27 protein-coding genes are annotated in these 24388 nt (G+C 63.8%); 6 read left to right on the forward strand and 21 right to left on the reverse strand.

Features of this window, described 5'->3' with window-relative positions; translation table 11 throughout:
• Nucleotide 1: 1 nt before the first annotated feature.
• From O0881_RS06470 to O0881_RS06520, 11 genes are all read right to left on the reverse strand, one after another.
• Nucleotides 2–1360 carry a TolC family protein gene (locus O0881_RS06470; protein ID WP_289910634.1) on the reverse strand — a complete coding sequence of 453 codons (1359 nt, stop codon included), beginning with the start codon at nucleotides 1358–1360 and terminating at the stop codon, nucleotides 2–4.
• A gap of 1 nt (nucleotide 1361) precedes the next feature.
• Nucleotides 1362–1703: a hypothetical protein gene (locus O0881_RS06475; RefSeq protein ID WP_289910635.1), complete on the reverse strand. Its 342-nt coding sequence runs from the start codon at nucleotides 1701–1703 to the stop codon at nucleotides 1362–1364.
• A gap of 127 nt (nucleotides 1704–1830) precedes the next feature.
• Nucleotides 1831–2256 carry a hypothetical protein gene (locus tag O0881_RS06480; protein ID WP_289910636.1) on the reverse strand — a complete coding sequence of 142 codons (426 nt, stop codon included), beginning with the start codon at nucleotides 2254–2256 and terminating at the stop codon, nucleotides 1831–1833.
• A gap of 45 nt (nucleotides 2257–2301) precedes the next feature.
• Complete coding sequence (locus O0881_RS06485; protein WP_289910637.1) at nucleotides 2302–2835, reverse strand: hypothetical protein; 534 nt, start codon at nucleotides 2833–2835, stop codon at nucleotides 2302–2304.
• Nucleotides 2835–2966, reverse strand: a complete 132-nt coding sequence (locus tag O0881_RS06490) for a DUF2474 domain-containing protein (protein ID WP_289910638.1) — start codon at nucleotides 2964–2966, stop codon at nucleotides 2835–2837. The genes O0881_RS06485 and O0881_RS06490 overlap by 1 nt, the downstream gene beginning before the upstream one ends.
• Nucleotides 2966–3973, reverse strand: a complete 1008-nt coding sequence (gene cydB / locus O0881_RS06495; protein ID WP_289910639.1) for a cytochrome d ubiquinol oxidase subunit II — start codon at nucleotides 3971–3973, stop codon at nucleotides 2966–2968. The genes O0881_RS06490 and cydB overlap by 1 nt, the downstream gene beginning before the upstream one ends.
• Nucleotides 3963–5396, reverse strand: coding sequence for a cytochrome ubiquinol oxidase subunit I (locus O0881_RS06500; RefSeq protein ID WP_289910641.1), 1434 nt, complete (start codon nucleotides 5394–5396; stop codon nucleotides 3963–3965). Before O0881_RS06500 ends, cydB begins: the two co-directional genes overlap by 11 nt.
• A 154-nt stretch (nucleotides 5397–5550) precedes the next feature.
• Nucleotides 5551–7101, reverse strand: coding sequence for a sensor domain-containing diguanylate cyclase (locus O0881_RS06505; RefSeq protein ID WP_289910642.1), 1551 nt, complete (start codon nucleotides 7099–7101; stop codon nucleotides 5551–5553).
• A 162-nt stretch (nucleotides 7102–7263) separates the two neighbouring features.
• Entirely contained in the window at nucleotides 7264–7821 is a 558-nt protein-coding gene (locus O0881_RS06510) for an NAD(P)H-dependent oxidoreductase (protein WP_099667341.1), read from the reverse strand.
• A gap of 88 nt (nucleotides 7822–7909) precedes the next feature.
• Complete coding sequence (alr, locus tag O0881_RS06515) at nucleotides 7910–9028, reverse strand: alanine racemase (RefSeq protein ID WP_289910643.1); 1119 nt, start codon at nucleotides 9026–9028, stop codon at nucleotides 7910–7912.
• A gap of 13 nt (nucleotides 9029–9041) precedes the next feature.
• Nucleotides 9042–10331 (reverse strand): D-amino acid dehydrogenase, encoded by a 1290-nt coding sequence (locus tag O0881_RS06520; RefSeq protein ID WP_099667339.1) that lies wholly within the window; start codon nucleotides 10329–10331, stop codon nucleotides 9042–9044.
• A gap of 106 nt (nucleotides 10332–10437) precedes the next feature.
• Here O0881_RS06520 and O0881_RS06525 point away from each other — a divergent pair, with 106 nt between their 5' ends.
• The 3 genes from O0881_RS06525 to O0881_RS06535 all read left to right on the forward strand — a co-directional run bounded on the left by O0881_RS06525 (nucleotide 10438) and on the right by O0881_RS06535 (nucleotide 12108).
• A complete protein-coding gene (locus tag O0881_RS06525) occupies nucleotides 10438–10938 on the forward strand; it encodes an Lrp/AsnC ligand binding domain-containing protein (protein ID WP_070222192.1) in 501 nt (166 codons plus the stop codon).
• A 147-nt stretch (nucleotides 10939–11085) separates the two neighbouring features.
• Nucleotides 11086–11433 carry a hypothetical protein gene (locus O0881_RS06530; protein WP_099667338.1) on the forward strand — a complete coding sequence of 116 codons (348 nt, stop codon included), beginning with the start codon at nucleotides 11086–11088 and terminating at the stop codon, nucleotides 11431–11433.
• A gap of 108 nt (nucleotides 11434–11541) precedes the next feature.
• The gene (locus O0881_RS06535; protein WP_289910644.1) at nucleotides 11542–12108 is read left to right on the forward strand and encodes a carboxymuconolactone decarboxylase family protein; all 567 of its coding nucleotides are present in this window, start codon (nucleotides 11542–11544) and stop codon (nucleotides 12106–12108) included.
• A gap of 22 nt (nucleotides 12109–12130) precedes the next feature.
• On the opposite strand, the gene O0881_RS06540 is transcribed toward O0881_RS06535, so the two are convergent.
• Both O0881_RS06540 and O0881_RS06545 read right to left on the reverse strand, forming a co-directional pair.
• Nucleotides 12131–13078, reverse strand: coding sequence for a DMT family transporter (locus O0881_RS06540; protein WP_289910645.1), 948 nt, complete (start codon nucleotides 13076–13078; stop codon nucleotides 12131–12133).
• A gap of 58 nt (nucleotides 13079–13136) precedes the next feature.
• On the reverse strand, nucleotides 13137–13901 hold the full coding sequence (locus O0881_RS06545) for an AraC family transcriptional regulator (RefSeq protein WP_289910646.1): 765 nt from the start codon (nucleotides 13899–13901) through the stop codon (nucleotides 13137–13139).
• A gap of 154 nt (nucleotides 13902–14055) precedes the next feature.
• Between O0881_RS06545 and O0881_RS06550 the strand changes: the two genes are divergently transcribed.
• On the forward strand, nucleotides 14056–14937 hold the full coding sequence (locus tag O0881_RS06550; protein WP_289910647.1) for a tetratricopeptide repeat protein: 882 nt from the start codon (nucleotides 14056–14058) through the stop codon (nucleotides 14935–14937).
• Here O0881_RS06550 and O0881_RS06555 read toward each other — a convergent pair.
• Complete coding sequence (locus tag O0881_RS06555; protein ID WP_289910648.1) at nucleotides 14920–15912, reverse strand: helix-turn-helix domain-containing protein; 993 nt, start codon at nucleotides 15910–15912, stop codon at nucleotides 14920–14922. The two genes, O0881_RS06550 and O0881_RS06555, sit on opposite strands and share 18 nt — an antisense overlap.
• A gap of 112 nt (nucleotides 15913–16024) precedes the next feature.
• On the opposite strand from O0881_RS06555, the gene O0881_RS06560 reads away from it, so the two are divergent.
• A complete protein-coding gene (locus O0881_RS06560; RefSeq protein WP_289910649.1) occupies nucleotides 16025–16672 on the forward strand; it encodes a cysteine hydrolase family protein in 648 nt (215 codons plus the stop codon).
• Between the two features lie 9 nt (nucleotides 16673–16681).
• Here O0881_RS06560 and O0881_RS06565 read toward each other — a convergent pair whose 3' ends face one another.
• Nucleotides 16682–17191 carry a hypothetical protein gene (locus O0881_RS06565; RefSeq protein WP_289910650.1) on the reverse strand — a complete coding sequence of 170 codons (510 nt, stop codon included), beginning with the start codon at nucleotides 17189–17191 and terminating at the stop codon, nucleotides 16682–16684.
• 151 nt (nucleotides 17192–17342) lie between these two features.
• Here O0881_RS06565 and O0881_RS06570 point away from each other — a divergent pair, with 151 nt between their 5' ends.
• On the forward strand, nucleotides 17343–17903 hold the full coding sequence (locus O0881_RS06570) for a YdcF family protein (protein WP_289910651.1): 561 nt from the start codon (nucleotides 17343–17345) through the stop codon (nucleotides 17901–17903).
• 10 nt (nucleotides 17904–17913) lie between these two features.
• On the opposite strand, the gene glpK is transcribed toward O0881_RS06570, so the two are convergent.
• The 6 genes from glpK to O0881_RS06600 all read right to left on the reverse strand — a co-directional run bounded on the left by glpK (nucleotide 17914) and on the right by O0881_RS06600 (nucleotide 24387).
• Complete coding sequence (gene glpK / locus O0881_RS06575; protein WP_289910652.1) at nucleotides 17914–19407, reverse strand: glycerol kinase GlpK; 1494 nt, start codon at nucleotides 19405–19407, stop codon at nucleotides 17914–17916.
• A gap of 88 nt (nucleotides 19408–19495) precedes the next feature.
• Nucleotides 19496–21223 carry an extracellular solute-binding protein gene (locus tag O0881_RS06580; protein WP_289910653.1) on the reverse strand — a complete coding sequence of 576 codons (1728 nt, stop codon included), beginning with the start codon at nucleotides 21221–21223 and terminating at the stop codon, nucleotides 19496–19498.
• 72 nt (nucleotides 21224–21295) lie between these two features.
• On the reverse strand, nucleotides 21296–21598 hold the full coding sequence (locus O0881_RS06585) for a DUF2160 domain-containing protein (protein WP_240317573.1): 303 nt from the start codon (nucleotides 21596–21598) through the stop codon (nucleotides 21296–21298).
• Nucleotide 21599: 1 nt separating this feature from the next.
• On the reverse strand, nucleotides 21600–22406 hold the full coding sequence (locus tag O0881_RS06590; RefSeq protein ID WP_099667331.1) for a carbohydrate ABC transporter permease: 807 nt from the start codon (nucleotides 22404–22406) through the stop codon (nucleotides 21600–21602).
• Nucleotides 22403–23287 (reverse strand): sugar ABC transporter permease, encoded by an 885-nt coding sequence (locus tag O0881_RS06595; protein WP_034754965.1) that lies wholly within the window; start codon nucleotides 23285–23287, stop codon nucleotides 22403–22405. The genes O0881_RS06590 and O0881_RS06595 overlap by 4 nt, the downstream gene beginning before the upstream one ends.
• Nucleotides 23287–24387 carry an ABC transporter ATP-binding protein gene (locus O0881_RS06600; protein WP_289910655.1) on the reverse strand — a complete coding sequence of 367 codons (1101 nt, stop codon included), beginning with the start codon at nucleotides 24385–24387 and terminating at the stop codon, nucleotides 23287–23289. The genes O0881_RS06595 and O0881_RS06600 overlap by 1 nt, the downstream gene beginning before the upstream one ends.
• Nucleotide 24388 lies beyond the last annotated feature (1 nt).

Below are 24388 nucleotides of genomic sequence, written 5' to 3' on the forward strand. Positions count from 1 at the left end.
ATTATTCCTTGTTGGCAAGACCGCTGCCATTGATGGCGCCTTGCAGTTCAGTTTGCGCAATCCAGAAATCGCGCTGGGTGTCGATGGCGCCGTTGACGCTGGCAACTTGCTCGCGCGCATCGGCCAGCAGTTCGAAGACGCTGGCCAGCATGCCGTTGTAGCGCAGCAATACTTCATGCGAAATCGTCTTGCGCAGCGGCACGACTTCATCGCAGTAGTGGCGCGCCAGGTCGTAGGCCGTGCGGTAGCTGGAATACGCCTCGCGCACTTCCGAGCGGGCCCGTACGGCCGTGCCCGCCGTGCGCTGCAGCGACTGCTCATACAAGGCTTGCGCCTTCGCATTGCGCGCCGAACCCCAGTCGAACAGGGGCAGCTCCAGCGACACTTCGTAGCCGTTTTCGCGCGGCGCCTCGCTCGTGCTCTTGTTGGTGTAGCCCACGTCGAGCACGTTGATGAAACCCGTCACCTTGGACAGGCCCAGCGCGCTGGCCGTCGCGTGCGCGTCGAGTTTACTCATCTGCACGTCGAGGCGCTGCTCCATGGCTTGCGCCTCGATATTGCCCGCCTCGGCTGGCTTGGCCGGCAAATCGGGCAAGCGCGACGGCAAAGTGAACGTCGTCTGCTTGCCCCACAGGCCCAGCAAGCGCGTCAGGTGCTCGCGCGTGGCCGTGGCCTGGTGGCGCGCGCGGGCCAGGTCGCCGACGGCGTCCGCGTAAAACACTTGCTGGCGCGCCTGGTCGAGGCGGCTCCAGTTGCCCGCCTGCTGCAAGCGCGTGGCCAGTTCGGCGCCCGCCTCGGCCGACAGCAGCGCCCGCTGCATGAACTGTTCCGTCTGCACGGCAGCCACCGCGTTGAAGTAGGCGCGGCGCGTATCCGACGCCAGTTGCACGGCGCTGCCGGCCGCTTGCAGCTTGGCTTGCTCGAAACGGCCCCGTTCGATGTTCACGCGCATCGGCATGGTCAGCAAGCCGGCCAGGTCGAAGCTGACGCCGCGGTCGATTTCATTGCCGTGACTGCCATGCGAGCGGCCGAACGACAGGCCGGGATTGCGCAAGCGCCCCGCCTGCACCAGGTCCGCCTCGGACGCGCCCAGTTCGGCCAGCGCCACTTTCATGCCGTGGTTGTTCATCAGGGCGATGCGCACGGCGCCGTCCGCGTCCAGGGGCTGGGCCAGCAAGGTCGCCAGTTTTTCCTCGCCGCCCTTGTCGGCCAGCGCCTCGGGCGCGCCCGTGCGGGCATCCGCCAGCGCGGACACGGCCTGCATGCCGCCATCGGCGCTGAAGCTGGCGCAGCCGCTGAGCAGCAGGACGGCCGCCAGCGCCAGCGGCGTGAGGCAAGTTGATTTGGTGAAACGTGGCATGTCAGTGTCCTTCGTGCTGATGTTGCGGGGCCGGCTGGGCATCGGGCTTGGGGCTGGGCTTATCCATCGGCATCGTGTGGCCCTTCATGGCATGGCCTTCCATCTTGTGGCCTTCCATCTTCATCATGCCCATGTGGCCGCCGGCCTTGCCGACCTTGTCGTTGACGGCGCGCCAGGCCTGGTCGGGCGTGGCGTCTTCCTCGGCGGCGGGACGGTAGCCGGCGAAGGCGGAGCGGTAAGTGGTGGCCGGCACGGAGGCTTGCGCCTCTTGCGGGGCGGGCTGGGACTGCGCTGCGGCGGCCAGCGGCAGCACAGCCAGCGCAAAGCTGAACAGGTATTTCATGGTATTCCTTGAAGAGCAGGGTATGGCGCGGCGGGCGCGCGACTGGAACGCTGGCGCGGCCGGAGCAAGGTGCACGATACAAGCTGCAGGGACGTGCGACGGCGGCACCGCCAGGTTCAACGGGCGGTCAGGCGGAGCGCGTGCTTCTCGGGGGACGTTCGGGACCGGACGGGATATGCCCGGCGAACAGGGAATCGGGCGCCAGCGCCGGGAGCGGCGCGCGCAGGGTCAAGGCATGCAGGGGCGGCATGCCGGGCGGCGCCGCGGCGCCCACGGTGCAGGCGCCATGGTTGCTGCAATCGTGGCCATGGTGCATGGCGCCGCCATCGTCCATGGCCATTTTCATCGGCTGGTCCGCCACCAGCATGTCGGCCATGTCGGCCATACTGTGGCACTGGGGCGTTGGCAGCGCCTCGACGGCAACCGTGACCACCGCCGCCAACTCGTCCACGCAGCAGCTGCGCATGGCCGACGCAAATCCCTGCATGGGCAGCGTGACGGCCAGCAGCCAGAGCAGCGAGCGGGCGAGAAAGCGGGAAAAGGCACGGTTCATGACACCACTATAAACCTTCCCACATGAGGAAGGTCAAGTCCCTATTCACGCTCGCCGGCCATGCGTCAGCCAGATCACGTACACGCCGTAGTAGCCCTGCCCTTCGAAGATGACCTGGCCATCGGCAAACGACACGGTCTGCACTTGATTCACGGTGAAGTACGCGCGGGCGTCCGCCGCCTCGACATCGCCCCAGTAGCGCGCGTGCAGGGGCCGGTAGCCGCTGGCGCGCCCGATCGCATCCATCACATCGCCGATCATGAAGTCGAGCAGCATTCCGGCCAGCAACGGCCGGTGGCCCGCCAGCATGGCCGTGATGTCGGGATAGCCGGCATGCATCAGCTCGGGCAAGTCGCTTTCCTCGTACTGCAAATCGTCTTCGCGGCAAGTCTGGAGAAAACTGTTGAACGGCTCGTCGAGCAAGCCGGCCAGCGCCGTTTCCGGCACGCTCAGGCGGAACGGATGCAGCGGCAGCGCGCTGTGCTGGCCGTAATTGAGTCCGCGGCAGCCGAGGAAGGCCAGCGGATGGCGCCGGCCGCCGACCTCGCAGCGGATGCCGGATGCTTGCCCGTCCGCCATCAGCTGCCCATCCCCGCCGCCCGCATCAGCAGGCGCATCGCCCAAGCCGCCAAGCCCAGCGTCGCCACGCTGGCCAGCCAGAGGCCGGCCATCCAGGCCAGTCGTTTCCACCATGTCTGTTGTCCTTGCATCAGTGATAGCCATCTTCCGGCAGGACTTTGCCACGAAACACATAATATGACCACACCGTATACATCAGGATCACGGGAATGATGAACAGCGCGCCCACCAGCGTAAAGCCCTGGCTTTGCGGCGGCGACGACGCTTCCCAGATCGAGACCGATGGCGGGATGATGTGCGGCCACACGCTGATGCCCAGGCCCGTATAGCCGAGGAAGACGAGCGCCAGCGTGCACAGGAACGGCGCCACCTGCCGCCCCTGCCGCAGGGAGCGCAGCAGCAGCCAGCCCGCGCCCAGCACCAGCAGCGGCACGGGCAGAAACCAGAACAATTGCGGCAGCGCAAACCAGCGCGCGGCGATGGCCGGGTCGACCAGCGGCGTCCAGACGCTGATGACGGCGATCACGCCCAGCAGCAGCCAGACGAGCACGCGCGTGAGGCGTACGGCGCGCGCCTGCAGGCCGCCCTGCGTCTTCATGATCAGCCAGGTGCTGCCCAGCAAGGCATACGCCGCCACCAGCCCGGCGCCCGTGAACAGGGAAAACGGCGTGAGCCAGTCCAGCGCGCCGCCCGCATAGCTGCGGTTGACCACCGGCATGCCCTGGATGTAGGCGCCCAGGGTCACCCCCTGGAAGAAGGCGGCCGCCACCGAACCGGCGATGAAGGCCTTGTCCCACACGTGGCGCTCGTGTTCGCGCGCCTTGAAGCGGAATTCGAAGGCCACGCCGCGGAAGATCAGGCCCATCAGCATGAAGCTGAGCGGCAGATAGCAGGCGCTGAGCACGACGGAATACGCGAGCGGAAAGGCCGCCAGCATGCCGGCGCCGCCCAGCACCAGCCAGGTTTCATTGCCATCCCAGACGGGCGCCACCGTATTCATCATCACGTCGCGCTCGCTCTTGTCCTGGAAAAACGGATACAGGATGCCGATGCCCAGGTCGAAGCCATCCATCACGACATACATCATGATGCTGAACAGGATAATAATGGCCCACAGTAGCGGTAGATCAATGCCCATGCGAATGTCCTCCTTGCGCTTGCTCTTCCAGATGCGCGGCCGACATCGGCCGTGCAGGCGTGCGTTCCTGGCCGGGGCCGCCATGCTCGACGCTCGCCCCTTCGTGCGGCTGCGGCCCCACCCGGATCAGGCGCAGCAGGTAGCCGATGCCCGTGCCGAACACGGCAAAATAGATGACGATGAACAACAGCAAGGTGATGCCCAGCTGCGTGGCGCCGTGGGCCGAGACGGCATCCTCCGTGCGCAGCAAGCCGTACACGGTCCACGGCTGGCGGCCGATTTCCGTCGTGTACCAGCCGGCCAGCATGGCCACCAGTCCGCTCGGTCCCATCCACAGGGCGCAGCGCAGGAACAGGCGCGAACGCCACAAGGTATTGCGCCAGCGCAACCATGCGCTCCAGATGCCCAGCGCGATCATCAGCATGCCCAGCCCCGCCATCAGGCGGAACGACCAGAACACGACGGCGGAAGGGGGCCGGTCGCGCGGCGCAAATTCCTTCAGGGCGGGAATCGTGCCATTCCAGTCGTGCGCGAGGATCAGGCCGCCCAAGCGGGGAATTTCCACCTTGTACAGGGTTTCTTCGCGCGCCATGTCGGGCCAGCCGAACAGGATCAGCGGCGTGCCTTCGTTGCCCGTGTTTTCCCAGTGGCCTTCCATGGCGGCCAGCTTGGCCGGCTGGTGCTCGAGGGTATTCAAGCCGTGCACGTCGCCGATGACGGCCTGGATGGGCGCGACGACCAGCAGCATGGACAAGCCCATGGTCATCATCTTGCGGATGGCCGCATTGTCGTTGCCGCGCAGCAAATGCCAGGCGGCCGACGCCACCACCAGCAAGGCCGTGGCGAGGAAGGCGGCCACGCTCATGTGCAGCAGCCGGTACGGGAACGAGGGATTGAAGATGACGGCCAGCCAGTCCACGGGCACGACCCGCCCGTCGATGATTTCATGGCCCTGCGGCGTCTGCATCCAGCTGTTCGAGGCGATGATCCACGTGGCGGAAATCAAGGTGCCCAGCGCCACCATGGCCGTGGCGAACATGTGCAGGCCGGGCCCCACGCGGTGCCAGCCGAACAGCATCACGCCGAGGAAGCCCGCTTCCAGGAAGAAGGCCGTCAGCACTTCATAGGCCAGCAGCGGCCCCGTGATGCTGCCCGCGTAATCGGAAAAGAAACTCCAGTTGGTGCCGAACTGGTACGCCATGACGAGGCCGGAAACGACGCCCATGCCGAAGTTGACGGCGAAAATCTTCGACCAGAAATGGTACAGGTCGCGGTACACGCCGTCCTGCGTGCGCAGCCACGCCGCTTCCAGCACCGTCAGGTAACTGGCCAGGCCGATCGTGATTGCAGGAAAAATGATGTGGAACGAGATGGTGAAGCCGAACTGGACGCGCGCCAGTTCCAGTGCCGTAAGCCCTAACATGTGTTGCCTTCCCGACGTGTGACGTCTGTTTTACCCAGGCCTCCACTCTAGGCTTTCCGGGTAAAACATAACAGACTCAGAAACGGGAGAAAACATAGGATCAGTTTGACGTTTGCCGAATGACAAGATCAAGCCGGTCCAACGGAAAACCGCCTCAGGCGGGCTCCGTGATGCCCACGCAATTGCGGCCGTTTTCCTTGGCCACGTACAGGGCCGCATCGGCGGCGCGCAGCACGGCGTCCGTGCTGTCCGCTTCCTGTTCAGACGACACGACGCCCAGCGATATCGTGACCAGGCCCGCGCCGGGAATCACGGCGGCGGCCACCTTGGCGCGCAAGCGCTCGGCCACCTGCATGGCTACGTCGAGGTCGGCATCGGGCAGCAGCATGATGAATTCATCGCCGCCATTGCGGCACAGCACGTCGGCATCGCGCGAACAGGCGCGCATCAGCTGCGCCAGTCGCAGGATGACTTCGTCGCCCACGGCATGGCCCCAGCGGTCGTTGACTTGCTTGAAATGGTCGATGTCGATGGCGATGACGGAAAACGGCCGCGCCTGCGCCTGCCACCCTTCCAGTGCCGCCGCCATGCCGCGCCGGTTCGACAGGCCCGTCAGCGGGTCCGTCTGCACATCGGTCTTCAACTTGCCGATCTTGTTCTGCAACAATGCCAAGCCTTTCAGCAGGGCTTTCTTGATTTGCGCCGCCTCCACATACCACGAGCGGATGGCGGCGATGTGCTCGGCCGTGCCGGGCGCATCCATGCGCCGCGCGCCTTCGGCCAGCTGCACCAGGGGCCGCGAAATCAGGCTGGCCAGCCACCAGATGAATGGCAGGCTCAGCAAGGCGATGGGCAGCGAGTGCCATACCGTGTTGGCCATCAGCTGGTTCAGCGGGGCCAGGGTCATGGCCGTCGGGCGCTGCGCCACGATGCCCCAGCCCGTCGACGGCATGATGGCGTAGCCGGCCAGCATGTCCACGCCCAGGCTGTTGTTCATGCGCCGGTTGCCGCCGCCCTGCTGCGCGATGATGGCGTCGATGACGTCGTTGCTGCCGGCCACGTCGCCCAGGCGGTCGGGGTCCGGGTGGTACAGCAGGCGCCGGTTCTGGTCGACCACGTACAGGTAGGAACCGTCGCGGTAGTAATGCTGGCCCAGCATGGTGTACAGGATGTTTTTCTGTTTCAGGTAAATGCTGCCGCCCACGTAGCCCAGGTAGCGGCCATCCTTGCCCAGGATGGGATGCGAAATGAACACGACCAGGTTGCCGGCCGACGACACGTACGGCTGCGTCACCAGCGGGCGCCGCTCGCGCAGCGCCTGGATGGCGCCGGCCGAATCGAGCGTGCGGTTTTTCAGGGCCAGGGTTTCCGGCGACACGCCCAGCACCTTGCCCTGGGCATCGACGATGAGCACGGAATTGAAACTGTTCGTTTGCAGGCGCAGGCGTTGCGCCTCGTCCGTCAGCCATTGCTCGTCGCCCATGCGCGAAGGCAGGCCGCCCGCACTGTAGGCCAGCTGCTGGCGCGCCGACTGCAGGAAATCCTCGGCCGTGCTGGCCAGCTTGCTCGCATACGCGTGGTTCGCTTCCAGGGTGGTATCGATCAGCAGCTGGCGCTGCACGCTGTAGCTGGCGTAGAAGGTATTGGCCAGGGACACCAGGGCGCTGGTAAAGGCCACGAGCACGATCAAGCGGCGCAAATTCATGCGCAGAACAGGTTTAGTCCACATGGGGTCGACAAGAAGAAGTATTGCGCTAAAGAAAGGGCGCATTATACCGAGACACCCGTGCCAATATTGAAATCTTGGCATCAATGGTCAAAGAATGTGTACAAGCGGCAACGCCGAGCGTTGCCGCCTTGACATGCATCAAGCGTGGATGGCGTGTTTGCGGACCCAGTCCACGTAGCGCTGCATCCAGCCCTGGAAGAAACCCAGGCTGGCCGGGCCGATGCCGCCATGCTCGTCGAACAGGCCTTCCTTGGCCTGGATAAACATTTCAGGCTGTCCCAGCAGCGGCACGTCCAGGTAGGCGAGCACATTGCGCAAATGCTGCTGCGCCAGGGCCGTACCCGTGGCGCCGACGGAAACGCCGAGCACGGCGCCCGGCTTGCCGCCCCACACGCTCTGGCCGTACGGGCGCGAGCCCTGGTCGAGGGCGTTTTTCAGCACGCCGGGAATCGAGCGGTTGTATTCGGGGGTGAGAAACAGCAAGGCTTGCGATGCGGAAATTTCCGATTTCAGGCGCAGCACCTGCTCGGACTGCGCGCCATCGTCATCCTGGTCGTACAGCGGCAAGTCGCCGATTTCGATGTGCTTGAAGGAAAACTCGGGCGGCGCCAGCTTGATGATGGCGTCGGCCAGCTTGCGGTTGAAGGAATCCTTGCGCAGGCTGCCGACGATGATAGCAACGTTATATTGACTCATATATATCCCCGATGATGGTGAAAAAATAGCCCTGGAGTGAACTTCACTGCAGGACTATCTTGCCACACAATCATGGGGTTTGCGCTGCTTAGCGTGCGCCGCCAGCCAGGCCCCGGTACTCGCGGTAATAGCGCCCGCCCAGGTTCGTCAGCACCTCGTAGCCGATGGTATTGGCCATGGCCGCCACGGCGTCGACCGGGTGTTCGGCGCAGATCAGGTCGACCAGGCTGCCCGGCGCGACGCGGTCGCCGGCGATGGCGCTCACGTCGAGGGTGATGGAATCCATCGAGATGGCGCCGATCTGCGGCACTTTCACGCCGTCGACGATGGCCAGGCCCTGGTTGCTCATGCTGCGCAGCCAGCCATCGGCGTAGCCGACGGACACCGTCGCCACCTGGCGCGGCTCGCTGGCCGTGTAGCGGCGGCTGTAGCCCACGTGGTCGCCAGCGGCAATCGTGCGCGTCTGCAAGACCTTGCCTTGCAGGCGCACGACCGAGCGCAGGGGATTCGGCTCGCCGCCCTGCGGTCCGATGCCGTACAGGGCCGCGCCCGGACGCACCAGGTCGAAGTGGTAATCGGGCGACAAAAAGATGCCCGAGGAATTGGCCAGGCTGGCGCGGTACTGCGGCAAACGGGCGCGGATGGCGATGAAACGGGCCAACTGCTCGCCATTCATGGGGTTGCTCCGCTCGTCGGCGCAGGCCAGGTGGCTCATCAGGTAGCGCACCTTGATGCCGTCAAGAAAGTGCGGGTCCAGCAGCCAGGCGTCGATTTCCTGCGGCGACAAGCCCATGCGCGACATGCCCGTATCGACTTGCACGATGGCGTCCAGGGTGCTGCCCAGCGCTTTTGCATGCGCGCGCCAGCCCGCCACCTGCGGCTCGCTGTTGAGCACGGGCGTCAAGCCATGGGCCGTGAATTCGCCTTCCGTGCCGACGGGCGGGCCGTGCAGCACGAAGATGGACGCGTCCGGCGCCACGTGGGGGCGCAGGCTGATGCCCTCTTCCAGGTGGGCCACGAAGAAATGGCGGCAACCTTCTTCATACAGGGCCGCGCCCACTTGCGCGGCACCCAGGCCATACGCGTCGGATTTGACGACGGCCGAACAGGCGGCCGGGTGCGCCTTGTCGCGCAGCAAGCGGTAGTTGGCGCGCACGGCATCGAGGTCTACCGTCAGGATGGCGCCGCTACGCTCTTTCGGAGGCATGCTGGCCCCCATCTCAAGCCACCGCGTGCTGCAGTTTGCCATTGCCCTGCGCGCCGCTGTAGCGGCTGACGGACAGGTCGTCGGCCAGGATGGCCGGCTTTTTCGACGACATCAGGTCGGCCAGCAATTGCGCGGAACCGCAGGACATGGTCCAGCCCAGGGTGCCGTGGCCCGTATTCAGGAACAGATTGCGCAGCGGCGTGCGGCCGACGATCGGCGTGCCGTCCGGCGTCATCGGACGCAAGCCCGTCCAGAAGGTAGCCTCAGCCGTATTGCCGCCGCCGGGGAACAGGTCGTTGACGACCATTTCCAGCGTTTCGCGGCGGCGCGGGTTCAGGTTCAGGTTGTAGCCGGCGATTTCCGCCATGCCGCCCACGCGGATGCGGTCGTCGAAACGCGTGACGGCGATCTTGTAGGTTTCATCGAGGATGGTCGACACGGGCGCCTTGGCCGCGTTGACGATAGGTACGGTGATCGAATAGCCCTTCAATGGATACACGGGAATGTCCAGCAGCGGCTTCATGAAGCCCGTCGAGTAGGAGCCGAGCGCCACGACATAGGAATCGGCCTTGACGATTTCCGCGCCGCATTGCACGCCAGCAATTTCGTCGCCCTGGGTCAGCAATGCATCGATGGACACGCCATAACGGAACTTCACGCCCAGCGCCTCGGCCATCTCGGACAGACGGGTGGTAAACAGCTGGCAATCGCCCGTTTCATCGTTGGGCAGGCGCAAGCCGCCGAACAGTTTATCCTTGACCGCTTCCAGGGCCGGCTCGGCGCGCGACAGTTCGTTGCGCTGCAGCACTTCATACGGCACGCCCGCGTCTTTCAATACTTCGATATCCTTGGCGGCATCGTTGTATTGTTTTTCGGTACGGAACAATTGCATCGTGCCTTGCTGGCGGCCTTCATACGTGATGCCGGCCTCGGCGCGCAGCACCTTGAAGCAGTCGCGGCTGTATTCGGCCAGGCGCACCATGCGTTCCTTGTTCACGGCATACGCTTCCGGTGTGCAATTACGCAACATCTGCCACATCCATTTCAGCTGGGCGGCGCTGCCGTCGAGCGAGATGGCCAGGGGCGCGTGGCGCTGCATCATCCACTTCACGGCTTTCAGGGGAATGCCGGGCGCAGCCCATGGCGAAGCGTAGCCGGGCGAGATTTGCCCCGCATTCGCGAAGCTGGTTTCCAGTGCCGGGCCCGGCTGGCGGTCGATGACGGTCACCTCATGTCCTGCCTTGGCCAGATAGTAAGCACTGGTGACGCCGATGACGCCGCTACCCAGAATCACAATACGCATAGTTTCCTCATTATATTTTTTTAGGCTGACGCCAGATTAACCGCTATCATATTGGGAAAGAGCCAGTATTTGTTCACGTATAAATCGAGATATTCAGCAATAAATCATGAGAATCCTTAAAGAATCGGCACGTGGCCTCGACAAGCTGGATCGCCACATCCTGCGCATCCTGCAACAGGATGGCCGCATCTCGATGAAAGACCTGGGCGAACAGGTGGGATTGTCCATCACGCCCTGCATCGAGCGGGTCAAGCGCATGGAGCGCGACGGCGTCATCACGGGCTACCACGCCAAGGTGAACCCGGCCGCGCTGGGCGCCAAGCTGCTCGTCTTTGTAGAGATTACGCTGAATCAAAAATCCGCGTCCGCCTTCGAGCAGTTCCGCCGCGAAGTGCTGCAGATTCCCGAAGTGCAGGAATGCCACCTGGTGTCGGGCGACTTCGATTACCTGATCAAGGCGCGCATCCATGAAATGGCCGAGTACCGCAAGTTGCTGGGCGACATGCTGCTGCAGTTGCCGGGCGCCGCGCAATCGAAGAGCTATGTGGTGATGGAAGAAATCAAGGAAACCCTGGCGCTGTCGACCGACGTGCTGCAAAATCGGTGAAGGTACCGCCAGCCGGTACCGACAGCATCAAATTTTGCACCTTTGTATAATCTTGTAGCACATTCGCGGCGACACAAGCACACTCCCTCCTGACATCACGCCCGTCCCCTCTGAGATTGGAAGCAGTGATGCACACTGGGAGTCCATATGAACACATTGATAAAACTGGCAGCTTCCTGCCTCGCGGGCCTGGCCGTGGCCATGTGCACCGCCAGTGAATACAAGGTCAACCGTGCGCCGGACAATGGCGCCATCTATCAAAACATCAAGGTCGGCAAGACCACCCGCCTCGACCTCGACGCGGCCCTGGGCAACGCCACCGTCGTCAGCTTCGATCCCGGCTATGAAGTCTGGGTCTACAAGAACCAGCTGAAAACGCCCAGCGTGACGCGGCTGATCCCCCTGCTGGGCGAAAAAGGCACGCGCGAAGTGGCCGTCATGTTCGACCAGGCCGGCATCGTCAAGAAATTCCGCATCCACGAACCGCGCAGGTAGGCGCAGGCCGCGCACGTGTGCGATAGCGTAAGGCAGCCGCCAGCCAGATGGCTATACTGGCTGCTGGCTCCCGCCGCCCACCGCCCACCTACCCTGCAAGGAGTTTCCATGCGCCTGCCCCTGATCGCTCCGAAAGACCTGACACAAGAACAAAAGCCGCTGTACGACGATATGCGCAAAGGCATCACCAGCAATTTCAACGATTTCATCGCCGTGCGCGAAGATGGCGCCCTGATGGGGCCGTGGAATCCGTGGCTGCACGAACCGGCCATCGGCAAGGCGATCTGGAACCTGACCCTGGCCATGACGGCCAACGCCACGCTGCCCGACAAGGTGCGCCAGATTGCCATCCTGGTGGTTGGCGCGCGCTACAACGCCGCCTATGAAATCTACGCCCACATCGCCGTCGCGGAGCGCGAAGGCATGCCTGCCGAGCGCCTCGCCACGCTGGTAGCGGACGTCAAGCCGCTCGACCTGGACAAGCAGGAAAGCGTGGCCTACGACCTGGCCTACGCGCTCAGCCGTGGCGGCACGCTGCCAGAGCCGCTGTACCGCCTGGCGCTGGCCACCTTCGGCCAGCATGGCATCAACGAGCTGATCTACCTCGTGGGCCTGTACGCACTGGTATCGACGACGCTGAACGGCTTCAACGTGCCGGTGCCGGAACGCGACTGAAGAACCTGGCCCGCGCCGCGCCTTATGCGACCCGGGCCGCCACCGCGCTGGCCGCCCGCTGCGGCCGGTGCGCCACCGCGCAAGCCAGCACGCCCGCCAGCAGCAGCGCCGTCGCCGCAGATTCCGCCGCGGTGGGCCAGCGCCGCTCCCACGCATAGCCGTACAACAGGGCAAACAGAAATTCAAAGACGATCATCTGCCCCATCAAGGTCAGCGGCAGCACGCGGCTGGCGTAATTCCACAAGCCGTTGCCGACGACTGAACACAGCAGCGCCACACCCGTGACGAGGCCGGCGAACTGCAGCCATGCCGTGCCGCCATGCGCGGCCGGTGCCGCAAGCGCGACGGGAATCGCCAGCAGCAATGCGGCCGCGCCCGTCACCACGCCCGTCAGCAGATTCCACTCCTGCGCCGACACCGCGCGCAAGCGCCCCAGCCAGCGGCTGTTGCCGACGGCATACACCGTCCACGACAGCAGCGCCGCCAGCGCGCACAACAGTCCCAGCAGCGATGCATGGCCGGGATGCACGAGCGACTGCCAGCTGATGCACAACAAGCCGGCACCGCTGAGCAGCAACGAAGGGAGCAGCTTGCGCAGCGGCACGGCATCGTGGTCGCGGCTGCCGACCACGGTGACGACCAGCGGCAGCAGGCCGATCACCATCGACGTCATGGCCACCCCGCCCGTCTGCACGGCGCTGGCCAGCAGCACGTAATAGATGATGTTGCCGGTCAGGCTGAGCCAGATCAAGCCCCGCCATTCGCGCCAGCCCAGGCTGCGCAGCAGGCGCCGCCACGACGGCGCGACCAGCACGGCCGCAATCAGGCCGTAGGCCAGGTAGCGGCCCACCGACAATTCCAGCGGCTGGAACGCGGGCAGCAGCGCCGGCGCCAGGAACACCAGGCCCCACAGCGCGCCCGCGGCGATACCGGCCAGCATGCCCAGGCGGGTCTTATTCTTTTGCAACATATTCAATCTCCCGAAAAGGAGATTGTGGCCGCTGCGGCGCGCCCGTTCTTGGCGCCATCTACTGCGTTTTTGACCGGTTCTCGCGACGTTGGCGCCGGTAAGCGGCTGGCGTGGCGTCGATGCTGTCGCGCATGGCCCGCGTCAGCGCGCTCTGCTCGGAAAAGCCGGCCGCCAGCGCGATCTCGGCAATGCTGGCGTCGCTGGCGGTGAGCAAGTCGCAGGCCCGCCCTATCCGCTGCTGCTGTAGCCAGGCATGCGGACTGGCATCCATTTCTTCGCGGAACAGTGCGTGCAGGCGACTGACGCTGAGGTTGGCAAAGCGCGCCATCGATGCCGTCGACCAGGGCAAGCCAGGCTCGGCCTGCACGCGCGCCAGCAGCGCGGCCAGCCGCGAGCGGGCCTGCGGCGCGGTCTGCAGCAAGGTGTCCAGCAGCAGCGGTGTCCAGCCCTGGATGACGGCCGGCGTCAGCGCCTGCTGCCCCGCCATGATGCCCAGGTATTCGATCAGCTTGCGGGCCCCCGGCCCCAGCGCCGCATACGGCCGCTCCAGCAGGCGGCCCCAGCTACCCTGCTCCACGGCCGCCGCATCCACGTCGAGAATGATCGAGTGGTTGGCAACCCGGCTATGCTGGGCGTGCCAGGTATTGGCCGGGATCACCACGCCCTGCTGCGCATCCACCTTGCCCTGCTTGCCGTCGATATCCAGCAGCAACTGGCCGTGCAGGGGCAGCACCAGCTGCACGAAGTCATGCCGGTTCGGCGCGCCGATTTCCGCGTAGCTACGAAAGCTGAGTTCGATGGCAGGATGGGGGATGCTGGACATGGGGGCCGGCCTGGGCGAAGAAGCAATTATTTTATCAGCACGGCGATTATCAGCACGGCAATGCCCCAGGCCAGGCGTGCCGCCACACGCTCCGACGGTGCGCGCCAGTGGCGCCCGCTTGCTCTACACTGACGTTTTTTCCTCTGCCACTTCCATGCTACTACCTGCACAACTCGCCCACATCTCGGTGGAACAAGACTGGCAACACAGCGCACCCTACCCGCCGCTCGGCTTCAATCCCTTCTTCGAAGGCGCGCTGGGCAATGGCGACACGTTCGGCCTGTACTGGCCCATCGGCCGCGAAGCATCCGAACCGATCGTCGTCGAAACGTGGCATGACGAATGGCGCTTGCAGCCGAATTTTTCCAGCCTGGCAGCTTTCCTGCGCGCCCATGCGGCAGCCGGCGACGCTGAAGACGAAGACGAAGACGGCTACGTGGCGCTGCCCACCTTGGCCGACGACCCCGCCTCACCGCGCGCCGCCTTCCTGGCGGCCAAGGAATTGATCGCCCAGCGCAACCCGGACGCGGCCATCGCGCTGCTGGAAGCCGCGCTGGCCCTCCTGCCCGAATACACGGATGCGCTGGCGCTGCTGCACGGCCAATATGTGCGCGCGGGAAGAATCGACGACGCCGTCAAGGTGGCGATCCAGGCCATCATCTCGCCCCCGTCGTTCGGCGGCCCGCCCTTGAAAGCCTTGCAATGGCTGCGCACGCAGCCGGTACCGCAGAATGAACGAGACCCCATCTGGCGTGCCTGCGGGCAACTGTCGTTCAACTTCGGCGGCAGCAAGGACAATGCCGACTACCCCGTGCTGCTGGCCGCCATCGACACGTATCTTGAGCAAGGCGATTACCGCTGCGCCTCGACCTTGATGCAAACCTATGCGGAACTGATGAGCGCGGAAACCGTGTCCTTCCAGGAGCGCCATGCCTTCGAGCCGGCCGCCTTCATCGCGCGGCAAATCGCCGTCAGCGCAATGCTGCCCCAGGGCAGCCGGGACCCGGCGCTGCTCTGGTCAAGCGAGCTGGCCTAGCTGCTGCCGGAACAGCTTGCGGTACGCCGATGGCGACGTCTGCAGGTTCGCCCGAAAGTGCTGGCGCAAGGACAGGGCCGTGCCGAAGCCGGCCTCCTGCGCCACGAGGTCGATCGAGGCCCCGCTCTTTTCCAGCAAGCCTTGCGCATGCGCAAGACGCTGGTTCAGCAGCCACTGCTTGAACGACGTGCCCGTCGCCTGGCGGAAATGGCGCGTGAAGTTGCGCCGGCTCATGGCGGCCCGTTCGGCCAGCGCGTCGATGCTGTGGGGTATGCCCAGATTGGCCGTCACGCAAGCCAGCACCTCGGCGAAGCGCCCTTCGCTGCCGGACACGGGCAGCGGGCGCTCGATGAATTGCGCCTGCCCGCCCTGGCGGTGCGGCGCCACCAGCAGCCGGCGCGCCACCCGGTTGGCCACCTCGGCACCCGCCAGCTGGCGCAGCAGATACAGGCAGCAATCGAGGCCGGCCGCCACGCCGGCCGACGTCAGCACGCCGCCATCGTCCACGTACAGCACTTCCCGGTCCACCCTGACCCTGGGATAGCGGGTCGCCAGCCGCTCCGCCATGCCCCAGTGCGTGGCTGCGCTCTTGCCATCCAACAAGCCCGCCTGCGCCAGGGGAAACGCGCCCAGGCACAGCCCCACCATGCGCGCACCGCGCCGGCTGGCGGCCTGCAGCGCCGCGACCAGGGGCGGCGGCGCATCGCGGCAATCGTCGTGCCAGGCCGGCATGATGACGATATCGGCCCCTTCCAGCCCTTCCAGACCGAACTCGGGCGTGATGCCGAAGCCGGCCGCCGTGCGCAAGGGAATAGGATCGGCGGCGCACACGCGCACGTGGAAAGGCGGCAGGTCGGCCTCGTCCGTCTGGGCGCCAAACACGAGGCAAGGCACGGACAAGTGGAAGGGCGTCATGCCGTCGAAGGCGATCACGGCCACGCTCAAGGGGGAGGAAGGTGCAGGAACGGTAGGCATGGCCCGATTTTATCGCACATAGGCCTTCGGGCCACTTTTTATTTGCGGCGCGCGGCTTGAAAATGGCGCTATCGAGGAAGTCCATCCTCTTTCAACCGTTCCAGGAGAAACCATGTCCACCCAAGCTTCCACCGCCCCGCGCCGCGCCCTGCTCGTCATCGACGTGCAAAATGAATACTTTACGGGCGACATGCCCATCGAATATCCATCCGTCGATATTTCCCTGCCCAACATCGTCACCGCCATGGCTGCCGCGCGTGCCGCCGGCGTGCCCGTGATCGTCGTCCAGCACGATGCGCCGGAAGCCTCTCCCATCTTTGCCAAGGGCAGCGACGGCTGGCAGCTGCATCCGCAAGTGGCCGCCTTTGCCGCCGACCACCGCATCAACAAGGTCATGGGCAGCGTCTTCGCGGGCACGGACTTGCAGGCCTGGCTGGGCAGCCACGGCATCGACACCCTGACGGTGGTCGGCTACATGACGCACAATTGCGATGCCGCCACGATCTTCCACGCCGCGCACGACGGCTTGCAAGTCGAGTTCCTGCAGGACGCCACGGGCACCCTGCCCTACAGCAACGCGGGCGGCACGGCCAGCGCCGAGGAAATCCACCGCGTCTTCAGCGCCGTGTTCCACTCGAATTTCGCCGCCGTCGTCAGCACACAGGAGTGGCTCGCTGCCGTGCGCGAAGGCAAGCCGCTGGAAAAGGACAATATTTATCTGTCGAACCAGCGCGCGCGGAAAGCGGCCAGCGCCGCCTAAGTACGGAGATTAAAAGCGCCGGTGCCCGTCATCGGCGTCGCAGCGGCCGCTGAACTTGATCAAGCCATCGACCGTGATCACGCCGCTGCGGCGGTTGATCACGAGGGTAGGACGATTCAAGGCGTTCAGCTGGAAACGACCGCGGATTTCATCGTGACCGACGACCAGATCCATCACGTCCCACCAGCCATCGTTGCTGTCGGCATGAATCGGTGGAATCAGCTGCTTCGGCAAGCGGATTTGCGCCGCGCTGCCGTGAATGGAAACATTCACGGCCGTATCGAAATTGCTCTTGCCCGTCTCCAGCGTGGATTTCTGCACATACCTGTGCCTGTCGTTGTCCCACTCCATGCCGGAACGGTTTTCCATGGTGATCTTTTCCGCCTCGCCATAGCAAACGAGCTGGATATCGTCGCCGCGCCCGGCGGATCCGGAGCGGTCATACTGGTTCGAGGGGTCGGACTGGCCCGCCTGCGCGGCGAAGGCCATGGCGATCAGGATGCTGGATACGGCTGTCATGCGGTTCTCCAATGCAGAGGGGTGGCACACAGGGTTGCCATATCACCAAGCTTAGCATAGACGAATATCCCCCTGCACCGGCTTAAGAACGCGCAAGTCATCCGCCATCTGCTACAGTCGCGCTCACGAAAAACCTGCTGGATGCATAGCGATGCGAACAATACGATGGACCGCCCTGCTGGCGCTGATCACTTTCCTGCTGGCCACCGCCGCCTTGGTACTGGCCGGACTCAACGACAAGCTGGCGCCCGCCGACGTGATCGTCGTGCCGGGCAACACGATCCTGCCCGACGGTACGCCCAGCCCCCGCCTGCAGGCACGTCTCGACGTGGCGCTCCAGCAATTCCAGGCACACCAGGCGCCGCGCATCCTCGTCAGCGGGGCAACGGGCAAGGAAGGTTTTGATGAAGCAGCATCGATGGCCCGCTACCTGCAGTCGCGCGGTGTGCCGGCCAACGCCATCATTGAGGATAATCAAGGCTGGACCACGGAGGCCACGGCCCGCAATACGGCTACGCTAATGCGCGAGCACGGCTGGCGCACGGCCATGGTGGCCACGCAATATTTCCACGTGCCCCGCTTCCGCCTGGCTTTGGAGCGCAGCGGCATCGCCGTCAGCGCCAACGTGCATGCGTCCTATTTCGAGCTGCGCGACCTGTATTCGGTGCCGCGCGAAACGGTGGGCTATACCGTGTATTTCATGCGCCACTGAGCACGAGTTTTCACTCGCTCCAGTCGCGCGACCGTTCCACGGCGCGCTGCCATTTATGCAAGCGCGTCAGGCGCTCGTCGGCCGCCATGGCCGGTTCGAAGCGGCGCCCCACCTGCCACTGGGCGGCGATTTCTTCCTGCGAGTCCCAGAAACCCACGGCCAGGCCCGCCAGGTAGGCGGCGCCCAGGGCCGTCGTTTCCGTCACCACGGGGCGCACCACGGGCACATTCAAGATGTCGGCCTGGAACTGCATCAGCATGTCGTTGCGGGCCGCGCCGCCGTCGACGCGCAGCTCGGATAGCGCGATGCCCGCGTCGTCCTGCATCGCGGACAGCACATCCACGTTCTGGTACGCCACACCCTCCAATGCCGCGCGCGCGATGTGCGCCTTGCCCGTGCCGCGCGTGATGCCGATCAAGGTGCCGCGCGCATACGGGTCCCAGTACGGCGCGCCCAGGCCCGCGAACGCAGGCACGAAGACGAGGCCGCCCGAATCGGGCACGCTGGTGGCCAAGGCTTCCACTTCGGACGAGTCGCGGATGATGCCGATGCCGTCGCGCATCCATTGCACGGCCGCGCCAGCGATAAAGGCGCTGCCTTCAAGCAAATAGTCAGTTTTATCCGATCCTGGGCCCAGGCTCCAGCCCACCGTCGTCAACAGCCGGTTTTTCGATGGCAAGGGACGCTTGCCCACGTTCATCAGCATGAAGCAACCCGTGCCGTAGGTATTCTTCGCCATGCCCGGTTTCAGACAGGCCTGGCCGAAGGTGGCCGCCTGCTGGTCGCCCGCGATGCCGGCAATCGGCACGGACACGCCCAGCAAGTCGGTATAGGTGTGCGCCGCCACGCCGCTCGATGGCACGACGTCGGGCAGCAGGGAAGCGGGAATGTCGAGCAGCGCCAGCAAGTCCGTGTCCCACTGCAAGGTATGGATATTGAACAGCATGGTGCGCGCCGCGTTGCTCGTGTCCGTCAAGTGGGCGCCGCTCATCTTGTAGATCAGCCAGCTGTCGACGGTGCCGAAGGCTAGCTCGCCCCGTTCGGCGCGCGCGCGGGCGCCGGGAACGTTGTCGAGCAGCCATTTCAACTTGGTGGCGGAAAAATAGGCGTCCAGCACGAGTCCCGTCTTGCGCTGGATCACGTCCGCCTTGCCCTGCTCGACCAGTTGCTCGCAGTAAGCGGCGTTTCTGCGGTCTTGCCAGACGATGGCGTTGGCGACGGGCGCGCCCGTGGCGCGGTCCCACAGCACCGTCGTTTCGCGCTGGTTGGTCACGCCGATGGCGGCCACGTCGGATGCGGCCACGCCGCTGTCGCGCAACACCTGCTGCAGCACGCCCTCTTGCGAAGCCCAGATGTCGTTCGCGTCATGCTCGACCCAGCCCGGCTGGGGAAAAATCTGGCGAAACTCGCGCTGCGCGCTGGCGTGCGGCCGGCCAGCATGGTCGAACAGGATGGCGCGCGAACTGGTGGTGCCCTGATCTAAAGCAAGTATGTATTTGGTCATTGTCTGGTGGTGCGAAAATCGGGTAAAAACAGGCACGGAGCCGATTCGCTCCGTGCCCTCGGGACAGCCCCGGCAGAAGCTTACACGACTACCTTACCTTGCCTTCTTTCCAAGCCTGCAATAATTTATCGTAGGCAATCGTTTCACCCTTCGGCTTTTCATTCGCCAGCTTTTTCCATGGGGCATGCTGGTCCGACAGATACTGGTTCGGATCGACCTTCGGATTGAGCTTGGGTGCGCACGCCTTCATGCCGGCCCGCTGCAATCGCGCCATGACCTGGTCCATTTCCTCGGCCAGGTTATCCATGGCGGCTTGCGGCGTTTTTTCCGCCGTAATCGCCGTGGCCACGTTCTTCCACCACAACTGCGCCAGCTTCGGATAGTCGGGCACGTTGTTGCCGGTCGGCGTCCACGCCACGCGGGCGGGGCTGCGGTAGAACTCGATCAAGCCGCCGTACTCGTTCGCGTGCTTCGTAAAATAATCGTGGCGGATGTCGGAATCCCGAATAAAAGTCAGACCGACGATGGATTTCTTCAGCGACACAGTTTTCGACGTGACGAATTGCGCGTACAGCCAGGCGGCGGCCTTGCGGTCATCCGGCGTGGACTTGAACAGGAACCAGGAACCGACGTCCTGGTAGCCGTTCTGCATGCCCTCTTTCCAGTACGGGCCGTGCGGCGACGGCGCCATGCGCCATTTCGGCGTGCCGTCCTTGTTGACCACTGGCAAGCCCGGTTTCGTCATGCCGGCCGTAAACGCCGTGTACCAGAAGATTTGCTGGGCGATTTCACCCTGCGCCGGCACGGGGCCCGATTCCGAGAAATTCATGCCGTTTGCCTGCGGCGGCGCGTATTTCTTCATCCAGTCGATATATTTCGTCAGCGCAAAGACGGCCGCCGGCGAATTGGTGGCGCCGCCGCGCGACATCGAGGCGCCCACGGGCGTGCACTTGTCGGCCGCCACCTTGATGCCCCACTCGTCGACGGGCATGCCGTTCGGAATGCCCTTGTCGGCCGCGCCAGCCATCGACAGCCACGCATCGGTGAAGCGCCAGCCCAGCGACGGGTCTTTCTTGCCGTAATCCATGTGGCCATAGACTTTCTTGCCGTCCAATTCCTTCACGTCATTCGTGAAGAAATCGGCGATGTCTTCATACGCGGACCAGTTTTGCGGCACGCCCAGTTCGTAGCCATACTTGGCCTTGAACTTGGCTTGCAAATCCTTGCGCGCGAACCAGTCGGCGCGGAACCAGTACAGGTTGGCGAATTGCTGGTCGGGCAATTGATACACCTTGCCGTCCGGCGCCGTCGTAAAGCTGATGCCGATGAAATCCTTCAAGTCCAGGCCCGGATTCGTGAATTCCTTGCCCTTGGCGGCCATGTAGTCGGACAGGGGTTCCACGGCGCCATAGCGGTAGTGGGTGCCGATCAGGTCGGAATCGGAAATCCAGCCGTCATAGATACTCTTGCCGGACTGCATCGACGTTTGCAGCTTTTCCACCACGTCGCCTTCCTGGATGATGTCGTGGCGCACCTTGATGCCCGTGATTTCCTCGAAGGCCTTGGCCAGGGTCTTCGATTCGTAGACGTGGGTGTCGATGGTTTCCGAGACCACGGAAATTTCCTTGATGCCCTTGGCTTTCAGCTTGGCCGCCGCATCGATGAACCATTTCATTTCAGCAAGCTGTTGCTGCTTGCTCAGGCTGGATGGCTGGAATTCCTTGTCGATCCAGGTTTGCGCCTGCTTGGCGTCCGCCAGGGCCACATTCGACACGAGCATGGCCGCAGCCGCGAAGACCGTGAACTTCAATTTCATCGTGAATCTCCTTTTATAGTTTTTACCGGCCGCCTGCTGGCGGTACGGCATCCATCAACACCGGCAAGCCGGTCATCCCCAACGCATTACAACCAACAACAAGACAAAACTGATCGCAGCCCCGATGGCTTGCTGCATTTCCGTGAACCCCGCCCACGCCAGGTTCACGTAGGCAGCCGTCAACAGCCCGATGAACAGGCGGTCGCCGCGCGTCGTCGGCATCGGCAGGAAACCTTTTCGTTCGATGCTGGGCGAACGGATTTGCCACACCGTCATGCCGGCCAGCATCAAGCCGATGCAAATGAAGAAGATGGCCACTTCCGGCGTCCAGGCCATCCAGCCGAACAGGCTGGCAGTGCTATCGGTATTTTCCATGTCACACCCTCCCCATCGCGAAACCCTTGGCTATGTAATGCCGCACGAACCAGATCACCAGCGCACCGGGTACGATGGTCAGCACGCCGGCCGCCGCCAGCACGCCCCAGTCCATGCCGGCCGCCGACACGGTGCGCGTCATGGTGGCCGCAATCGGCTTGGCATTGACGGACGTCAAGGTGCGCGCCAATAACAGTTCCACCCAGCTGAACATAAAACAGAAGAACGCCGTCACGCCCACGCCAGACTTGATCATCGGCAAGAAGATGCGGATGAAGAAGCGGGGAAAACTGTAGCCGTCGATATACGCCGTCTCGTCGATTTCCTTCGGCACGCCGGACATGAAGCCTTCCAGTATCCACACGGCCAAGGGCACGTTGAAGACCATGTGCGCCAGCGCCACGGCCAGATGCGTATCCATCAGGCCCACCGTCGAATACAGCTGGAAGAACGGCACGAGGAAGACGGCGGGCGGCGTCATGCGGTTGGTCAAGAGCCAGAAGAACAAATGCTTGTCGCCCACGAAGTTGTAGCGCGAGAACGCATACGCTGCCGGCAAGGCGACGGTGACGGACATCACCATGTTCAAGGCCACGTAAATCATGGAATTGATGTAGCCGCTGTACCAGGAACGGTCCGTAAAAATCGTGTGGTAGTTGGCAAACGTCAATTGCTGGGGCCACAGGCTCAGCACGCCGACGATTTCCTCGTTGGTCTTGAGCGACATATTGAGCATCCAGTAGATGGGCAGCAAGGAGCCCAGCAGGAAGACGATCAGGATGGCGCTGCTCATTTTCTTGTGCATCATTTCTGGTCTCCCGTGCCGACTCTCTGCATCCACGTGTACAGCACAAAGCAGAACAGCAGGATGATGAGGAAATAGATCAGGGAAAACGCGGACGCCGGCCCCAGGTCGAACTGGCCCACGGCCTTTTGCGTCAGGTATTGCGACAAAAAGGTGGTCGCATTGCCGGGACCGCCGCCCGTCAGCACGAACGGTTCCGTGTAGATCATGAAACTGTCCATGAAGCGCAGCAAGACGGCGATCATCAGCACATTGCGCAGTTTCGGCAGCTGGATGTAGCGGAACACGGCCAGGCGCGAAGCGCCGTCGATGCGCGCCGCCTGGTAATACGCGTCGGGAATGGCGCGCAAGCCCGCATAGCACAGCAGCACCACCAGCGGCGTCCAGTGCCAGATATCCATCACCATCACCGTCAGCCACGCGTCGAGCGAGTTGCCGTTGTAATTGTAATCAAAACCCAATTGATTCAAGGTATAGCCCATCAGGCCGATGTCGCCGCGGCCAAAGATTTGCCAGATGGTGCCCACCACGTTCCAGGGGATCAGCAAGGGCAGCGCGATGAGCACCAGCGCCAGCGACGCCTTCCAGCCATCGGCCGGCATGCACAGGGCAATCAAGATGCCCAGCGGAATCTGGATCGCCAGCACGGAGCCGGAAAACAGCAGCTGGCGCAGCAAGGCGCTGTGCAAGTCGCCATCCAGCATGACCATGCGGAACCACTCGGTGCCCACGAAGACCTTTTGCGTGGGGCTCAGAATATCCTGCACGGAATAGTTCACCACCGTCATCAGGGGCAGGATGGCGGAAAAGGCCACGCACAGCAGCACGGGCAAGATCAATAGCCAGGCGCGGCGGTTGTTATCGGTTTTACCGTTATGTATCATCAGGCCACCCGCTTATCGTTGACATAGAACAAAGTGCGTTGCGGCGGGAAGCGCAGCCGCACGGCATTCCCGGCCACCGCGTCGATGGTGCGCAGCTTGGCCGCCACCGTCGCGCCGCCCAGCTGGAATTCCGCCAGGTAATGCGTACCCATGTTGCGCACGGCCGTGACCGTGGCGTCCAGGCAATGGTCGCCCCCCTCTTCTCCCGGATACGCCTTGACGCACTCGACGAATTCGGGCCGCACGCCCACCGTGATTTTCCCTTGCGCACCCGACAGCGCTGCACGTGCGGCGGCGGACACGGCCAGCGCCTGCCCCGCCACGCGCACGCCACCATCGTCCAAGGTGCAATCGAGCAAATTCATGCCCGGATTGCCGATGAAATAGCCGACGAACGTGTGTTCCGGTTCCTCGAACAGCGCTTGCGCGCTGCCCGTCTGCACTACCTCGCCCTGCGTCATGACGACCACCTGGTCGGCAAAGGTCAAGGCTTCCACCTGGTCGTGCGTGACGTAGATCAAGGATAACTTCAGTTCGTGGTGGATTTCCTTGAGTTTTCGGCGCAGCAGCCATTTCAGGTGCGGATCGATCACCGTCAGCGGTTCGTCGAACAGCACGGCCGCCACGTCCGGGCGCACGAGACCGCGGCCCAGCGAAATCTTTTGCTTGGCGTCCACGGACAAGCCGCTGGCGCGCAATTTCAAGTCGCCCGTCAATTCCAGCATCTGCGCCACCTGCTGCACGCGCTTTTTGACTTCCGTCTCTTTCCAGCCGCGATTACGCAACGGAAACGCCAGATTGTCGTGCACGGTCATGGTGTCGTAGATGACGGGAAACTGGAACACTTGCGCGATGTTGCGTGCTTCCGTGGGCAGCTGCGTCACATCCTTGCCGTCGAACAGCACCTTGCCATGCGACGGTTTCACCAGACCGGAAATAATGTTGAGCAAGGTCGTCTTGCCGCAGCCGGACGGCCCCAGCAAGGCATACGCGCCGCCGTCATGCCATTCCATGCTCATGGGCCGCAGCGCATAGTCGCTTGGCGCCGTCGGGTTCGGTTTATAGGCGTGGGCCAGGTCGACCAGTTCGATGCGCGCCATG

Origin of the sequence: Janthinobacterium sp. SUN100, from assembly GCF_030397705.1 — a bacterium.
Classification (GTDB): domain Bacteria; phylum Pseudomonadota; class Gammaproteobacteria; order Burkholderiales; family Burkholderiaceae_D; genus Janthinobacterium; species Janthinobacterium kumbetense.

Coding starts and splice junctions, on each gene's coding strand:
- O0881_RS06470 (WP_289910634.1), bottom strand. CDS start 1,360: ATGCCACGTTTCACCAAATCAACTTGCCTCACGCCGCTGGCGCTGGCG.
- O0881_RS06475 (WP_289910635.1), bottom strand. CDS start 1,703: ATGAAATACCTGTTCAGCTTTGCGCTGGCTGTGCTGCCGCTGGCCGCC.
- O0881_RS06480 (WP_289910636.1), bottom strand. CDS start 2,256: ATGAACCGTGCCTTTTCCCGCTTTCTCGCCCGCTCGCTGCTCTGGCTG.
- O0881_RS06485 (WP_289910637.1), bottom strand. CDS start 2,835: ATGGCGGACGGGCAAGCATCCGGCATCCGCTGCGAGGTCGGCGGCCGG.
- O0881_RS06490 (WP_289910638.1), bottom strand. CDS start 2,966: ATGCAAGGACAACAGACATGGTGGAAACGACTGGCCTGGATGGCCGGC.
- cydB (WP_289910639.1), bottom strand. CDS start 3,973: ATGGGCATTGATCTACCGCTACTGTGGGCCATTATTATCCTGTTCAGC.
- O0881_RS06500 (WP_289910641.1), bottom strand. CDS start 5,396: ATGTTAGGGCTTACGGCACTGGAACTGGCGCGCGTCCAGTTCGGCTTC.
- O0881_RS06505 (WP_289910642.1), bottom strand. CDS start 7,101: ATGAATTTGCGCCGCTTGATCGTGCTCGTGGCCTTTACCAGCGCCCTG.
- O0881_RS06510 (WP_099667341.1), bottom strand. CDS start 7,821: ATGAGTCAATATAACGTTGCTATCATCGTCGGCAGCCTGCGCAAGGAT.
- alr (WP_289910643.1), bottom strand. CDS start 9,028: ATGCCTCCGAAAGAGCGTAGCGGCGCCATCCTGACGGTAGACCTCGAT.
- O0881_RS06520 (WP_099667339.1), bottom strand. CDS start 10,331: ATGCGTATTGTGATTCTGGGTAGCGGCGTCATCGGCGTCACCAGTGCT.
- O0881_RS06525 (WP_070222192.1), top strand. CDS start 10,438: ATGAGAATCCTTAAAGAATCGGCACGTGGCCTCGACAAGCTGGATCGC.
- O0881_RS06530 (WP_099667338.1), top strand. CDS start 11,086: ATGAACACATTGATAAAACTGGCAGCTTCCTGCCTCGCGGGCCTGGCC.
- O0881_RS06535 (WP_289910644.1), top strand. CDS start 11,542: ATGCGCCTGCCCCTGATCGCTCCGAAAGACCTGACACAAGAACAAAAG.
- O0881_RS06540 (WP_289910645.1), bottom strand. CDS start 13,078: ATGTTGCAAAAGAATAAGACCCGCCTGGGCATGCTGGCCGGTATCGCC.
- O0881_RS06545 (WP_289910646.1), bottom strand. CDS start 13,901: ATGTCCAGCATCCCCCATCCTGCCATCGAACTCAGCTTTCGTAGCTAC.
- O0881_RS06550 (WP_289910647.1), top strand. CDS start 14,056: ATGCTACTACCTGCACAACTCGCCCACATCTCGGTGGAACAAGACTGG.
- O0881_RS06555 (WP_289910648.1), bottom strand. CDS start 15,912: ATGCCTACCGTTCCTGCACCTTCCTCCCCCTTGAGCGTGGCCGTGATC.
- O0881_RS06560 (WP_289910649.1), top strand. CDS start 16,025: ATGTCCACCCAAGCTTCCACCGCCCCGCGCCGCGCCCTGCTCGTCATC.
- O0881_RS06565 (WP_289910650.1), bottom strand. CDS start 17,191: ATGACAGCCGTATCCAGCATCCTGATCGCCATGGCCTTCGCCGCGCAG.
- O0881_RS06570 (WP_289910651.1), top strand. CDS start 17,343: ATGCGAACAATACGATGGACCGCCCTGCTGGCGCTGATCACTTTCCTG.
- glpK (WP_289910652.1), bottom strand. CDS start 19,407: ATGACCAAATACATACTTGCTTTAGATCAGGGCACCACCAGTTCGCGC.
- O0881_RS06580 (WP_289910653.1), bottom strand. CDS start 21,223: ATGAAATTGAAGTTCACGGTCTTCGCGGCTGCGGCCATGCTCGTGTCG.
- O0881_RS06585 (WP_240317573.1), bottom strand. CDS start 21,598: ATGGAAAATACCGATAGCACTGCCAGCCTGTTCGGCTGGATGGCCTGG.
- O0881_RS06590 (WP_099667331.1), bottom strand. CDS start 22,406: ATGATGCACAAGAAAATGAGCAGCGCCATCCTGATCGTCTTCCTGCTG.
- O0881_RS06595 (WP_034754965.1), bottom strand. CDS start 23,287: ATGATACATAACGGTAAAACCGATAACAACCGCCGCGCCTGGCTATTG.
- O0881_RS06600 (WP_289910655.1), bottom strand. CDS start 24,387: ATGGCGCGCATCGAACTGGTCGACCTGGCCCACGCCTATAAACCGAAC.